Genomic DNA, 14,456 nt, shown 5'->3' on the forward strand with positions numbered 1-14,456 from the left:
CGGCCATGAATGGCGGACATTCACCGCGCCGTGCCGGCGTCCGGCGGGGCTGCCTCGTTTCCAACCCACGTGGGCACGCGGCACCAAGGGGCAAGGGGAAAACACATGGCTGAAGACATCGAAGACGGCCCGGCAATGGACGTAAAGCGTTTCGCGGCGCTCGCCGAAGCCTATGGCGGCGATTTGCGCCGCTGGCCGCAAGCGGAGCGCCAAGCAGCCTCCGCCTTTGCTTCAAGCGAGACAGGCCAGGCCATTTCACGAAAGGCCGCCACGCTTGACGCCCTGCTCGACCGCTACAGCGTCCCGCATCCCGGCAGGGCGCTGCATGACACGATCCTGCGGGTCGCCGACCGGCACATCGTCCGGCGCCGGCGTCAGCGCTTCTGGTGGCTGGGGCTGGGGCTTGCCGGCATCGGGCTCGCCGGCGCCATCGCTGGATTGGCCCTGGTGACCGTCGTCACGCCCGAGGTTCCGCCAGACCACTACGTGCTCGATGCCAATGCGACGGCGTTCGGCGATGCCGGACCCGAGACGATCGAGGAAGACCTATGAGCGCAGCCCGCAACCTTCTCATCGCTTCGGTGGTGCTGAACGTCTTCCTGGCCGGCGCGCTTGCCGGCGGGGCCGTCTGGATAAAAAGCGGCAAGCAGGGTCAGGGCACTTCGCTGGAGGCGGCCGGCGGCCGGCTTCCCGACCAGCAGCGCACGCTGTTTCGCAAGGCGTTGCGCGAGGTCAGGCGCGAGTCCCGCGACATCATCCTTGACGGCCAGCAGGCGAGGCGCGAGGCGGCGGACTTGCTGCGGCAGCCTGCCCTCGACACGGCAGCCCTGTCGGCCGCTCTGGAGCGGGCCCGCAACGCCGACGTCACCGTGCGCACGCGGCTGGAGCAGCGCATCATCGAGTTCGCGGCGGCGGGTTCCGCCGAGGATCGCAACGTGCTGGCGGAGGGCCTCGCGAGACGCAGCGGGACGCAGCCGTCGACAGCGCCAAAAAAATCGCCGTGACGACCGACGGAAAATGCCGACGGCGCCCGTTTAACGAAATGAAGGGCAAGACCTGCCGGACCATCTGGTGCCGACAGGTTTCCAATCTCGGACAACTTCGGAGCATGGTCATGAACTATCTGACAAAATACGCAATCACCGCCGCTCTTGCGGTGACCGGAACGGCCGCGACGGTTGCGGCATCCTCGGCGATGCCGCTGGCCTCGCTTGCCGCCCCGGCGCTGGTCGAGCACGTCGCCTGGGGTTGCGGGCCTGGCTGGCATCCCAATCCCTGGGGGCGCTGCGTCCCCAATCGTGTGGTGGTCTACCCGCGCTATTACTATGGGCCTGGCCCCGCTTTCTACGTCTGGCACCCGCACCACCACTGGCATCGCTGGCATCACTGGTAAAAGGCCACGGGGGCCGGCCGCGCCGGCCCCACGACCCCAGTTGAACAGGCACGAAACGGCTCGAACGGGCTTCACGCGCTGCGTGCGGGAAGCCCGAGCAATGGAGAGCTGACTTGGCTACCCTTGCGTCCAATTCCCAGCCAGATCCAGCCCCGGATCCAGCTCTCGTCGCTTTCAACCGCTTCGGGCTCGGCGCAAGGCCCGGCGACCGGGACAAGGTCGCCCACGACCCGCGCGGTTATCTGAAGGCGGAACTGCGGCTGCCCGACATCGCCATGATCCCGCTTGACGATCCGGCCTATGCGAGCCTGCTGGGCAGCACATCAGCCATCCAGGCCAGCATGGCGGCAAATTTCCAGCGCAAGCTCGACCGCGAGCATATGGCCGCTGCAGCGCAGCCGGCAATGGCGAGCGCCCAGACCATGTCGGCCCAGGCCACGTCGGCCCAAATTGCGCCTGCCCCACCCGTGCCGCCGCCCGCGGCACCGGCCAAGCCCGCGCCGCCGATCGAGGCCACGCTGTTTCGCGCCGAAGCCCAGGCGCGCTTCGACAAGGCTTTTCGGGCCGAGGCCGGCTTTGTCGAACGTCTGGTCTATTTCTGGTCGAACCATTTCTGCGTCTCCGTAGCGAAGGACAACATCGTGCGGGCGAGCGCCGGTGCCTTCGAGCGGGAAGCCATCCGGCCTTTCGTGCTCGGCCGTTTCGCGGACATGCTGATGGCGGTCGAGCGGCATCCGGCGATGCTGTTCTATCTCGACAACCAGCAGTCGATCGGCCCGGACTCCCGCGCCGGCAAGAACCGCCAGCGCGGCCTCAACGAGAACCTCGCCCGCGAGATCATGGAACTGCATACGCTCGGCGTCGGCAGCGGCTATAGCCAGGCCGATGTCACCAGCTTCGCGCGCATCCTGACCGGCTGGACGATGGCCGGACGCGAAGGACGGCTGGGCGAACCCGGCAGTTCCGTCTTCAACGCCAATGCCCATGAGCCGGGCGACGCGGTATTGCTCGGCAAGACCTATCCGGCCGGCGGCATGGGCCAGGCCGAGGCGGCACTCAACGACATCGCCAGCCATCCGGCGACGGCGCAGCACATCGCCACGGAACTCGCCCGTCATTTCATCGCGGACGACCCGCCGCCAGGCGCGGTCGCACGCCTGGCCAAGGTTTTCGCCAAGAGCGACGGCAATCTCAGGGCGCTGGCTGCGACCCTCATCGACATGCCGGAGGCCTGGTCGACGCCCCTGGCCAAGATGCGCTCGCCCTTCGACTATATCGCCGCCATCCGCCGGGCGGCCGGCTCGGGGCCGGCGAACGATCCCGGCCAGTCGCTCAACTGGCTCAACGCGCTCGGCGAGCCGCTCTGGCAGCCGCCGGGGCCAAACGGCTTTTCCGACCAGGCGGCCAGCTGGGCCTCGGCCGAAGGCATGAAGATCCGCCTGGACATCGCCTGGCAGGCGGCCCGCCAGGTCAAGGATATCGGCAATCCCAACGACATGCTCGACGCCGTCATCGGTCCTTCCGCCTCGCCGGAGACACGGCAAGCGGTGGCCCGTGCCGAGTCCAAGCAGCAAGGCCTGGCGCTGCTGCTGATGGCGCCCGAATTCCAGAGACGATAGCGCGATCGACAGGTCCGGCGCCGACAACTCCCATGGAGACCAAGTCATGAGCCTGCTATGTGAAACCCCTCATCCCTCCCGCCGCGCCGTGCTGATGACCGGCGGCGCGCTGTTTGCCTGGGCCTATCTGCCGCGCTTCGCCCGCGCCGCCGACAATCGCGATCCGCGCCTGATCGTCATCGTCCTGCGCGGCGCGCTCGACGGCCTGTCGGCGGTCGGTCCTATCGGCGATCCTGACTATGCCGGCCTGCATGGCGACATTGCTTTGTCGCTCGCCGGCACGCACGCCGCACTGCCACTCGACGGTTTCTTCGCGGTCAATCCGGCGATGCCGGTGTTTGCGCGCCTGTTCAAGGACAAGCAGGCCGCTGTCGTGCATGCGGCCGCGACAGGCTATCGCGAACGCTCGCATTTCGACGGCCAGGACGTGCTGGAAAGCGGTTTTGCCGGCCCCGGCCATGTCGCCACCGGATGGCTCAACCGGGCCTTGGAAAACCTACCGGCAGGCGACCGCGTGGCGACGCTTGGCGGACTGGCCGTCGGCCCCTCGACGCCACTGGTGATCCGAGGTGCCGCCCCCGTGCTCGGTTGGGCGCCACAATCGCTGCCGGCGCCGGCTGGTGATCTCGCGGCGCGGGTTCTCGACCTCTACCAGCATCGCGACCCGGTGCTGGCGGTGGCCCTGCAAAAAGGTCTCGACGCCGACCGCATGGCGCTCGACGACCAGATGGGCGCCAAGGCTATGAAGCCGAAGGGCGGCCTCGACAGCGCCGCCGGGATGCGGCAGGCCGCGCAAGGTGCGGCCAAGCTGATCGCGGCCGATGACGGGCCGCGCGTTGCAGCACTCGCCTTCGACGGCTGGGACACGCATGTCAACGAAGGCGGCGCGACCGGCCGGCTCGCAACGCTGCTCGGCGGCCTCGACGGCGCCTTCGAGGAATTCGAGAAGGGTCTCGGCGAGCGCTGGAAGGACACGGCGATCGTCGCCATCACCGAGTTTGGGCGCACGGCGCAGATCAACGGCACGGTCGGCACCGATCACGGCACCGGCACGGTGGTGTTGCTCGCCGGCGGTGCGATCAAGGGCGGCCGCGTCATCGCCGACTGGCCGGGCTTGAAGCCGGCCCAACTCTACGAACAGCGCGACCTCGCTCCGACCAGCGATGTCAGGGCGGTGCTGAAAGGCCTGCTCGCCGACCAGTTCGGCCTTTCGGCCGCCGTGCTCGGCGACAAGGTGTTTCCGGAGTCCGCAGCGGTGAAGCCGATGCTGGATCTCATCGTATGAGGAATAAAGATGGCGTCACAGGGGACGCCACCTCTAGAGCAATTCCAGGAAAAGTGTGAGCGGTTTTCCGTCTGGAATTGCGTCAAAACAAAGAGTTAGAGCAGTTCGCCGTTTCCATGAAACGGTGAAACGCTCTAACGGAAACGCCCACGTCACTCCGGAGCGGATGCCGCGTCGATCCGCTCCGTGATCACCAGCGGTGGTGCCAGCGGTGGTGGTGATGGTACCGCCAATGTCCCGGCCGGACTATTATCACGCGACGACGGTTGGGCACGCAATTTCCCCACCGGTTCACGTGCCAGCCGGGGCCGCATCTCCAGCCGACGCTCTCTATTGGCAACGAACCGGCGCTCGGCTTTGCCATGGGCAAGGCCTGTGTGCCGACGCTCGACAGCATCAATGTGCCTGCGGCGATAGCAATCGGTAGAATGTATCTGGTGAGCATGATTGTGTCCTCCATGGTTGACATTCCCGGGAACAGCATACCACTCACCCGGCTGAATACCGGGTGAGTGGTCCGATCACATATTCGTTAGCGGCAGAGCGCTGGCCAGGCGACGCCACGGCCTTCGGCGGCGTCGTCTCGTCGTCACCTTGATCAGGCGGCCTCGACCTTGGCGACCGGCGCGTCCTCTCCACGCACCAGTTTGGTCACACCGGCAAAGTCGAGCTTGCCGGAGCCGAGCACCGGTACTTTCTGGACGACGCGCACTTCGGCGGGCACCATCAGATCCATGGCGCCATTTGCCTTGGCGAAGGCCAGGAAATCCGCGCGTATGGCGCCGGGAGCCTCGGTGATGAGAATGAGCTTCTCACCCTTACGCGCATCCGGCACGGAAGCGACTGCCGACAACGAGCCTTTCCACAATTCACCCGCCAGTGCCTCGACGGCGGCGAGCGAAATCATCTCGCCACCGATCTTGGCAAAGCGCTTGGCGCGGCCGCGAATGGCGATGAAGCCGCCCTCGTCGATCGAGACGACATCACCTGTGTCATGCCAGCCATCCGGCAGCGGTTCGAGCACGCCCGGCTTTTCGGCCCTGAGATAGCCGGCCATCACGTTGGGGCCGCGCACGAACAGCCGGCCGCCATCGTCGACACCGGGCACCGGATCGAGGCGGTATTCCATGCCGGGCATGATTTTGCCGACACTGCCGGAACGGTTGTACATCGGCGTGTTGATGGAGATCACCGGCGCGGTCTCGGTGACGCCATAACCTTCCAGGATGCGCACGCCGAACTTTTCCATATAGGTCATGCGGGTTGAGGCCTTGACCGGTTCTGCGCCGGCAAAGCAATAGCGTATCGAGCGGAAGTCATAGGGGTGCGCGGTCCGCGCATAGCCGCTGAGGAACGTATCGGTGCCGAAGATGATGGTCGCGTTGGACGCATAGATCAGTTCCGGCACGATGCGGTAGTGCAGCGGCGATGGGTAGAAATAGACCGGCACGCCCGAGATCAGCGGCAGCACCGTGCCGGCCGTCATGCCGAAGGAATGGAAGATCGGCAGCACGTTGAACACCTTGTCGCCAGAGTGGAAGTCGATGCGCGAGGCCGCCTGCGCGGCATTGGCCAGGATGTTGCGGTGGGTGAGCACGACACCCTTCGGCGTGCCTTCCGAACCCGAGGTGAACAGGATCACCGCCGGGTCGTTGGGCAAGCGCCGCGCGCGCGGCGTCGACTTGCGCAGCAGGCCGAGTAGCTTGTCCTTGAGACCGATGGTCTTGCGCAGATCGTCGAGCCAGACGATGTCGACCGAGCGGCCTATTTCCTCGACCACCGCGCCGAGCTTTGCCTGCTCGACGAACGCGCGGGACGTGAGCACCGTGCGCACCTGGGCCGCCTTGCAAGCGGACAGGATGTTGGCGGCACCAGCCGTGAAGTTGATCATCGCCGGCACCTTGCCCGCCGACATGACGCCAAGCAGCGTGGCGCATGAGCCATTGGCGTTGGGCAGCATGATGCCGAGCGTCTGCTGATCGGCATAAAGGTTCTGGAATTTCTCGCCGAGCACGGCGGCCGCGGTCAGCAGCTTGCCATAGCTTAGCGAACCGGTGACCGGATCCTGCACGGCGAGCCGTTTCATGCCGCGTTCATTCGCCGTCAGGATGATCTTCTCCAGCACCGTCTTGTCGATGTCCTGGGTGCGGAAGACGAGATCCGACATAACCTGATAAAGTGCAGCACCCGCCGCGGCGCGGCGCTTGCGACCCTTCAGTTCCTGCGGCACTTCGAGCTTGACCGGCTCCAGAATGGTCACCTTGACCTTCGGGAACAGGCGGCGGCGCACATGCTGCGACGTCAGCCGCGAGAACGGGCTTTTCTCCAGCCCGTCGATGCGGATCGGCACCACCATCGAGCCGGTCTTGTCCGCCACCATGGCGGCGCCGTCATAGACCTTCATCAGCCCGCCGGTGACGGTGATGCGGCCTTCGGGGAAGATGACCAGCGGATCGCCGCCCTGCACGATCTTGATCAGCGTGCGGGTCGACATCGGCTTGGCCGGATTGAGCGGCAAAGCGCGGGCGAGCTTCATGAACGGCTTCATCCACCAGGCCTGGGCAATGGTGTAGTCGATGGCGAAGACCGGCTCCTCATCGGTCAGCGTCAGCGCCAGCGGACCGTCGAGGAAGCTGACATGGTTGAGCGCCAGGATCGGCGCCTTGCCGGCCGCCTTGAGGTTCTCCATGCCTTCGACCTCCAGGCGGAGGAAGGCGCGGAACAGGATGGAGACGAAATCGCGGAACGCGTTGGTCGGCAGGAATTTCAGCATCAGCCAGGCGGCGACGGCGTTGGCCGCTGCGAGGCCGAACAGGATGCCGCCAGTGGAGACTTTCGTCTGGATCACGGCGACAACAATACCGCCGACCGTCATGAAGCCGGCATTGACGATGCTGACGGCCGCGACGACGCGGGCGCGGCGCGCTTCAGGCGACCAGGCCTGCACCGCGGCGAAGGTCGGCACCACGAGGAAGGCGCTGGCGATGGCCATGCCGGCAAGGTCGATCGCCACGCGGATCGTGTTTGGCCCGGCAAAGAACAGGCCAAGGGTTTCGGCCCTGGGCGACGGCTGCATGCTCCAGATGGTCCAGGCCAGATGCAGGCCGAACAGCGCCAGCAGCGCCGTGCCGACCGGTGCGGGCAGAAGCACGATGCGCCCCTGCGACATCCATGCGGCAATGGCCGAGCCGATGGCGATCGAGACGGCGAAGACGGCGAGGTAGACGGTGACCGCGATCTCGTCACCGCCGAGCGAATCCTTGATCAGCGTCGGCAGGATCGAGAGCACGATGGCGCCGATCAGCCAGAACCATGAGGTCATCAGGCCGGCGCGCCAGATGCGCGTGTCGGTGCGCAATTCGCTGACCTGGCGCCAGGTCGAGCGGAAGATGTTCTTGTCGATGACGAGGTCGGGCGCCGCCGAACCGGTCGGCGGAATGTAGCGGCTGACGAACCAGCAGCTGACGGCCAAGGCCATCATGATCGGCCCGAACACAGTGACGCCGATGCCATCGGCCGAGACGACGCCGCCGGCGATGGTGCCGCCGAGGATGGCGGCAAACGTGGCCGACTCGATCCAGGCGTTTGCCTTGGGCAGTTCCTTGCGCTCGAGGTGATCGGGCAGGATGCCGTATTTGATCGGCCCGAACAGCGCCGAGATGATGCCGAACATCAGCAGTGCCGTCATCAGCACCGGGATCGACGACAGCGCGATGCCGGCGACAGAGACTGCCGCGGCGGCGATCTCGGCGAATTTCAGCCGCCGGGCGATCAGGGCCTTGTCGAAGCGGTCGGCAATCTCGCCGCCAAGGGCTGACAACAACAGGAACGGGGCCATGAAGACGGCCCCCGCCAAAGTGACCAGCGACGCCGCCTGGCCGGCGGCGAGCGTGAACAGGATCAGGAACACCAGTGTGTTCTTGAGGAAATTGTCGTTGAAGGCGGACAGGAACTGCGTCCAGAACAGAGGCGCAAAGCGCCGGGACAACATCAGATGCGTGTTCATGGCGATTTCCATTTGGCTGAACCCTTCGACGGTGTGCCGGTGGGCCCTGCGGGTTGCAGGCGCTGTTTCAATCTCAGTGATAGTCTTGAGCTGGTTAAACTTCCTTACTGTGCCTGATGCTCATCCGTGCCTTTTCGGCTCGCCGGAATTGAACATCGTTCATAATCGCACTCTACCACGTTTTGAACATTGTTCAAGCAGAAAATGAACGACGTTCACCGCGCCCGAAAACGGAGCCAGCGGTCAGTGGGTCTGTCAGGATTAGGGCGCCCCAGCTGCCGGACCGGGTCCGAGCGTCGCCACGGTCTTCAGCGCGCCGTCGAGCATGTCGCCCTTTTCGTCCTTCAGCGCCGCCTCGCGCAGGCGGCGGATCCAGTCGGCGGCATCGTCGCGGCCTTCGAGCATGGGGAGCGCCGACAGGACGCGGTCGAATTTCGACTGGGCGCGGACATGGGTGTCGCTATAACCCTTGATCAGCCGGCGGCAGTTGAGGATTTCGACGGCGAGCGCGTAGTCTGCCGGCACATGGCCGAGCGCCAACGCGTACCAGCGCTCGAGATGGGTCATCTCGACCTTGTGGCGCAGCAGGCTGCGGCGCCAGCGGCGCAGGCCGCCGATGAACCAGAGTGCGGCAAAGCCGGCAAAGCTGTCGGTGCGGATGCGGCGGCCATGGTTGATGCGACGATCGAGGAAGGCGGCGAGTTTCGGCCGGCTCTCGATATAGCTGCCGAGCCCCGCCGGCATGGTGCCGCAGAATTCCTCGATGCGCGGATGGAAATATTCGGTGACCTGCAGGATCGAACCGTCCTTGACGCCGACCTCCTTGCGCACACGCCTGTCGCGCGTCGAGCGCGTTTTCAGATCGGCGACGCGGATCATATCGTCGTAGCATAGCGCGTTGGCGAGATGCTTGGCGGCGGCGATCGACAGCGCATGGGCATGGTCGGCGCCGTCCAGCGCGACGGCCTTGTCCAGCCGGTCGAGATAGTCGCGGCCATAGGCGATGTCCTGATAGTCGACGACCTTCCTCAGGCCCCGCAGCGCCATGTCGTGCACTGCCACCGGCATCAGGTCGATGCGGGCGGCCAGGGCCTGCCAGCCCTGCAATAGGTTTTGCGGGCCGGTGACGCGCCCCGTACCCAGGGCGGATTCGACAATCGCCGGCTCCGCCGGTTTTGGCGCAGGTGCGGCCGTGCCGCGCGCGCGGTCAAACGCAGCGCCAAAGGCGGCAAGGCTGGCCTTGACGCCGCGACCGCCGGCACCGATCGCCTGCTCGTAGCTTTCGCGCGTGAACGGCAGCGCATCCGACCCGGCCAGCGCGCCGAGCAGGCTGGCCGAGATCATCGAACCATTATCAGCGGCGATCTTTTCCATGTCGAAAGCAATGAAGCGTTTCGATGCGGCCTCCGCTGTCGCATGCACCTTGGAAGACGAGGCCCGGCCGTCGCCGGGTTCGATCTTTTCCGACACAGCGGCGATGCGGTGTGAGGAGGCGATCAGCGTCGTGCGTTCCGGCGTGACGAAACCACGGATGATGGCGCGGCCGGCTTCCATCAATTCGGCCGCGATCAGTATGTCGACGTCGCCCTGCGAGGGCGACAGCGCGAAGACCGGCAGCCGGCCGGTGTCGCGGGCCATCTCGACATAGTAGATCGTGGCGCCCGTGCGCTGCGCGACGCCGGCGACCGAGGTCGACTGCGCGACGTAGCCATTGCGCTCGGCGACGTCAGTGATCCAGTCCGCCAGTACACCGCCGCCCTGGCCGCCGACGGCGAGTACGGCGAGCTTGATGACCCGCTCATCATCCTGGGCGCCGGCCTTGGCGCGAAAGGGCGGGACAGCGTCAAGCATCGGCGAAGGTCAGGCGCCGGCTTTCGCGGCGGCGCTGCAGCAGGCTGATGGTGGCGCGGCGCGCGCCTTCCAGAAAGCGGTCCCAGCGGCTCGGATTGTGCACGACGTCGGCGCGGTAGAAGGAGGGGCAGAGCACCGCCGCATCCGCCACCTCACCGCAATTGCCGCAGCCGACGCAGCTCTGGTCGATCGATGCCACCGGATCGTCGCGCAACGGATCGTCGAGCGACTTCACCGACAGCGACGGGCAGCCGGAGAGCCGCATACAGGCATGGTCGCCGGTGCAGATGTCCTCGTCGACGCCGAATTTCGGTTTGACCACCCGCTCGCCGCCCTTGATCGCCTTGTCGACCAGCGGCTTTTCGCGGCGCTGGCGGTTCAGCATGCATTCGGACGAGGCGACGATGACCTTCGGCCCTTTCTCGTCCGTCGTCAGCGCCTCGCGCAGCGTGTCCTGCATCTTGGTCACGTCATAGGTGCGGTCGACATGGCGCAGCCATTTGACGCCCATGCCTTTCACCGCCTCGGTGATGGGATGTTTGGTCGACTTGGTCTTGTTGCCGGCGCGCGACGACAGGATGTCCTGGCCGCCAGTGGCGGCCGAGTAGAAATTGTCGACGATGACGATGACGCCATCGTTCTTGTTGAAGACGGCATTGCCGATTGAGGAGGTCAGGCCGTTGTGCCAGAAGCCGCCGTCGCCGACGAAGGAGATCGAGCGGCGTTTCGCGTCGGGCGAATTGAAGGCTGAGGCCGAGGCCGGCCCCAATCCGTAGCCCATGGTGGTGGCGCCGAGTTCGAAAGGTGGCATGATCGAGAACAGATGGCAGCCAATGTCGGAAGCGATGTGGTGTTTGCCGAGCTCCTGTTCGACTAGCTTTGTCGCGGCGAAGATCGGCCGTTCCGGGCAGCCGATGCAGAAGCCCGGCGGGCGGCCCGGCACAACGTTGATCAGGTCCGCGGTATCGACGCCGTCGCCGACCTTGTTGGGCGCGCGCACCTCGCCCGGGAGCAGATGCGGCGCCTCGGCGCGCAGGAAAGTACCAATGCCGTCGAGCATGACCTGGCCGGTGTATTCGCCGGCCATCGGCAGATATTCCTTGCCGACCAGCCTGGTGCCGCGCCCGGCCTTGTGCAGCATCGCGGCAAAGGCCTGTTCGATGTAATTGGGCTGGCCTTCCTCGACGACCAGCACCGCCTGCTTGCTCTCGCAGAAGGACAGGAATTCGTCATCGATCAAGGGGTAGACGGCATTGAGCACGTAGAGCGGCACGTCGGTCTCGCCATAGGTGTCGGCAAGGCCGAGACGCTGCAGCGCGCGGATGACCGAATTGTACATGCCGCCCTGCATGACGATGCCGACCGAGCCGTGGTCCGAGCCGAAGAATTCGTTGATCTTGTTCTTGCGGATGAACTCCACCGCCGCCGGCCAGCGCTTCTGCACCTTCTCCTTCTCGTGCAGGAAGGAGGCGGGCGGCAGCACGATGCGGCCGGTGTCGCGGCGCGGGGCTTCCAGCGCGTCGGCCACCGTCATCGGCGGGCGCTTGTTGTCCTTGGCGATGAAATGGCCATGGACATGGCAGCAGCGGATGCGCACCTGCAGCATGACCGGCGTGTTGGAGATCTCGGACAGTTCGAAGCCATCTTCCACCGCCTTGACGATCGACGGCAGGTTCGGGCGCGGGTCGAGCAGCCAGACCTGGCTCTTCATGGCAAAGGCGTGGCTGCGCTCCTGCATGATCGAGGAGCCCTCGCCATAATCCTCGCCGACGATGATCAGCGCGCCACCGGTGACGCCGCCGGAGGCGAGATTGGCGAGCGCGTCGGAGGCGACATTGGTGCCGACGGTCGACTTGAAGGTCGCCGCACCGCGGATAGGATAATGCACCGAAGCGGCGAGCATGGCGGTGGCGGTGGCTTCCGAGGCGCTGGCCTCGAAATGCACGCCGAGCTCGCCCAGAATGTCCTGCGCATCGGCCAGCACATCCATCAGATGGCTGATCGGCGCGCCCTGATAGCCGCCGACATAGCCGACGCCGCATTGCAGCAGCGCCTTGGTGATGGCGAGGATACCTTCACCGGCAAATTCCTCGCCGGCGCCGAGCCGCAGCTTTTCGACTTCCTTGGCAAAAGACCGTTCGGCCATTTTTCTGCTCCTTCCGTTACCGCCGGGCATTGGCGGCGCGTAGGTCTAGATGTCGTGCTTGCGAATGTTCTTCAGCATCTTCAAAAGTGTGGCGATCAGTGCCGCATATTCGGCGTCGTCGATATCGTCGAACATCGCCTCGAAGGCGTCATGCATGGCCGGCCAGGCACGGGTGAACTCGGCGCGGCCATCGTCCGTCAGGAACACATGGCGGATGCGGCTGTCGGTGACGCCCTGCTCGCGCCGCACGAAGCCTTGCCCCTCCAGCGTGTCGAGCGTGCGGCTCAAGGTCGACTGCTCGATAACCGTGTAGACCGAGAGATCGTTGACGGTGACACCGTCGGTGACCGACAGCACAGCCAGCGTGCGCACCTGCGGAATGGTCAGCCCCTGCTTGCGGAAATCGTCGCGCAAGGTGGCGTTGTAGCGGCCCATGATGCGGTTCATCAGATAGGGCGCGAATTGCTGCAGGCCGATCTGGCCGAGCGTCGAAATGCGCTGGCGCTTTTCCGCGACCTTCTGTTCCATCACAGCCTCCCCGCCAGGAGAAAGCCGGAGCCGCCGCCGAGACCGGCGCCAGGATGGGTCGAGGCGCCGATATGGTAGAGGTTTTTGATGCCGGTCTGGTGGTTGCGGCTGGTCTTGAACGGCCGCCACAGGAAGGCCTGGTCGATGGTGGACGAGCCGCCATAGGGATCGCCGCCGACCAGATTGATGTTCATCGCCTCGAGGTCGGCCGGCGAATAGGCGCGGCGCGCAATCACGCTGTCCTTGAAGCCGTCGATATGGCTGGCGAGGATGGCTTCGACACGATCGGCATAGACCTCGCGCAATGCGTCGGTCCATTGGCCGTCAGCCGGCGCCTGCAGCTTGCCTGCGGCGTCGCCCTTGATGTGGCGGGGAGCCTCGGGCAGTTGCAGCCAGAGGATCGCCTTGCCTTCCGGACAGCGCGACGGGTCGAGTGCGTGCGGCTGGCCGACGCAGATGGTCGGCACTTCCGGCAGCAGGCCGCGTGCCGCTTCGTTGCAGGCCTTCGACACGCCATCGAGCCCAGGTGTCAGATGCAGCAGCGCGACCTTGTCCAGTCCTTCGCCGCGCCAGGACGGCGGCTTGTCGAGGGCATAGTGGATCTGGAAATTGCCCTTGCCGTAGCGATATTTCCGCGTTGCCTCGACATCGGCCTTGGGCGCCTCGCTGCCGAGCAGCCGGCCGTAAAGCTGCGTCGGCGTGACCGAACAGATAACGCTCTTCCTGGCATGCACCATTTCGCCCGAGGCCAGCCGCACGCCAGTGGCGCGGCCTCCAGCCAAGATGATCGAGGCAACATCGGCTTCGGTGGAGATGACGCCGCCGCGCTCGGTGATCAATGCCTCGAAAGCCGACAGCAGGTTCTTCGCCCCACCCTTGACGATCGGGGCGCCGGCGGCTTCGAGTGCGAAGGCAATCACCTTGGCGATCTGGCCGGAGAAGGCATCTTCCGGCCCCAGCCCGGCATGCAGCACCCAGGGCGCCCAGAGCGCGCGGATGGTTTCGGACTGATAGCTGCTTTCCAGCCAGCTGCGCGCCGGCACCAGCGCTTCGCCGAGGAAGGCGGCAAGGCCACGCGGGCCACGCCGCCAGGCGTCACCGGCCAGCAGCTTGGCCGTCGGGTAGGACCACAGTGCACCGCCGAGCAGGCCGAACAGCAGGCCGGCATTACGCTCGATGCCACCGACATCTTCCGCGTGCCGGCTGCCGTCGCCGGCAGCGATCGCATTGAGGGCGGCGACATTGGCGGCGCGGTCGGTGCTGAGCACGGCGTGGCTGCCGTCCGGCCGCAGCACGCCGGTCGGCGTGCCGGTGTGGCAGAACTCCAGCCCATGTCGTGCAAGATCGCCGCCCAATGCGGCAAAGGCCGGCGAGGTGATGAACAGCACGAAGGTCGTCGCCATCACATCATGGATGAAGCCGGGCGCGGTGATCTCCTCGGTGCGCATGCAGCCGCCGATGCGGTCGTTGCGCTCCAGCACGAGCACCTTCGCACCCTTGCCGCCAAGCATCGCCGCGCAGACCAGCGCGTTGATGCCGCTGCCGACGATGATGTGATCGGGGGCTTTCATTGGGGGTTTCCTGGGGGCAGCGGGTAGGCCGGCGAGGTCAGCGCTCTACGCCGTAGA

Annotated in this window: 11 protein-coding genes; 5 read left to right on the forward strand and 6 right to left on the reverse strand. The window is 65.8% G+C overall.

Translation table 11 applies throughout. From position 1 onward, the window contains the following. The first annotated feature begins 105 nt into the window (after positions 1-105). The 5 genes from CKW40_RS03130 to CKW40_RS03150 all read left to right on the forward strand — a co-directional run bounded on the left by CKW40_RS03130 (position 106) and on the right by CKW40_RS03150 (position 4,297). Entirely contained in the window at positions 106-552 is a 447-nt protein-coding gene (locus CKW40_RS03130) for a hypothetical protein (RefSeq protein WP_244571064.1), read from the forward strand. Then, positions 549-1,004: a periplasmic heavy metal sensor gene (locus tag CKW40_RS03135; RefSeq protein ID WP_095198435.1), complete on the forward strand. Its 456-nt coding sequence runs from the start codon at positions 549-551 to the stop codon at positions 1,002-1,004. Before CKW40_RS03130 ends, CKW40_RS03135 begins: the two co-directional genes overlap by 4 nt. 110 nt (positions 1,005-1,114) lie before the next feature. Next, the gene (locus CKW40_RS03140; protein WP_095198525.1) at positions 1,115-1,393 is read left to right on the forward strand and encodes a GCG_CRPN prefix-to-repeats domain-containing protein; all 279 of its coding nucleotides are present in this window, start codon (positions 1,115-1,117) and stop codon (positions 1,391-1,393) included. 113 nt (positions 1,394-1,506) lie between these two features. Next, entirely contained in the window at positions 1,507-3,012 is a 1,506-nt protein-coding gene (locus CKW40_RS03145; protein WP_095198436.1) for a DUF1800 domain-containing protein, read from the forward strand. Positions 3,013-3,058: 46 nt separating this feature from the next. Then, positions 3,059-4,297: a DUF1501 domain-containing protein gene (locus CKW40_RS03150; RefSeq protein WP_095198437.1), complete on the forward strand. Its 1,239-nt coding sequence runs from the start codon at positions 3,059-3,061 to the stop codon at positions 4,295-4,297. 190 nt (positions 4,298-4,487) lie between these two features. Here CKW40_RS03150 and CKW40_RS45930 read toward each other — a convergent pair whose 3' ends face one another. The 6 genes from CKW40_RS45930 to CKW40_RS03180 all read right to left on the reverse strand — a co-directional run bounded on the left by CKW40_RS45930 (position 4,488) and on the right by CKW40_RS03180 (position 14,399). Beyond that, positions 4,488-4,742, reverse strand: coding sequence for a GCG_CRPN prefix-to-repeats domain-containing protein (locus CKW40_RS45930; RefSeq protein ID WP_439330952.1), 255 nt, complete (start codon positions 4,740-4,742; stop codon positions 4,488-4,490). A 153-nt stretch (positions 4,743-4,895) separates the two neighbouring features. After that, positions 4,896-8,303: an acyl-[ACP]--phospholipid O-acyltransferase gene (locus CKW40_RS03160; RefSeq protein WP_095198526.1), complete on the reverse strand. Its 3,408-nt coding sequence runs from the start codon at positions 8,301-8,303 to the stop codon at positions 4,896-4,898. 261 nt (positions 8,304-8,564) lie between these two features. Beyond that, a complete protein-coding gene (locus CKW40_RS03165; protein ID WP_095198439.1) occupies positions 8,565-10,154 on the reverse strand; it encodes an indolepyruvate oxidoreductase subunit beta family protein in 1,590 nt (529 codons plus the stop codon). Beyond that, complete coding sequence (locus tag CKW40_RS03170) at positions 10,147-12,300, reverse strand: thiamine pyrophosphate-dependent enzyme (protein ID WP_095198440.1); 2,154 nt, start codon at positions 12,298-12,300, stop codon at positions 10,147-10,149. The genes CKW40_RS03165 and CKW40_RS03170 overlap by 8 nt, the downstream gene beginning before the upstream one ends. A gap of 45 nt (positions 12,301-12,345) precedes the next feature. Further along, the gene (locus CKW40_RS03175; RefSeq protein WP_095198441.1) at positions 12,346-12,828 is read right to left on the reverse strand and encodes a MarR family winged helix-turn-helix transcriptional regulator; all 483 of its coding nucleotides are present in this window, start codon (positions 12,826-12,828) and stop codon (positions 12,346-12,348) included. Continuing rightward, positions 12,828-14,399, reverse strand: a complete 1,572-nt coding sequence (locus CKW40_RS03180; protein ID WP_095198442.1) for a phytoene desaturase family protein — start codon at positions 14,397-14,399, stop codon at positions 12,828-12,830. The genes CKW40_RS03175 and CKW40_RS03180 overlap by 1 nt, the downstream gene beginning before the upstream one ends. Positions 14,400-14,456 lie beyond the last annotated feature (57 nt).

Origin of the sequence: Mesorhizobium carmichaelinearum, assembly GCF_900199455.1 — a bacterium.
Classification (GTDB): Bacteria; Pseudomonadota; Alphaproteobacteria; order Rhizobiales; family Rhizobiaceae; genus Mesorhizobium; species Mesorhizobium carmichaelinearum.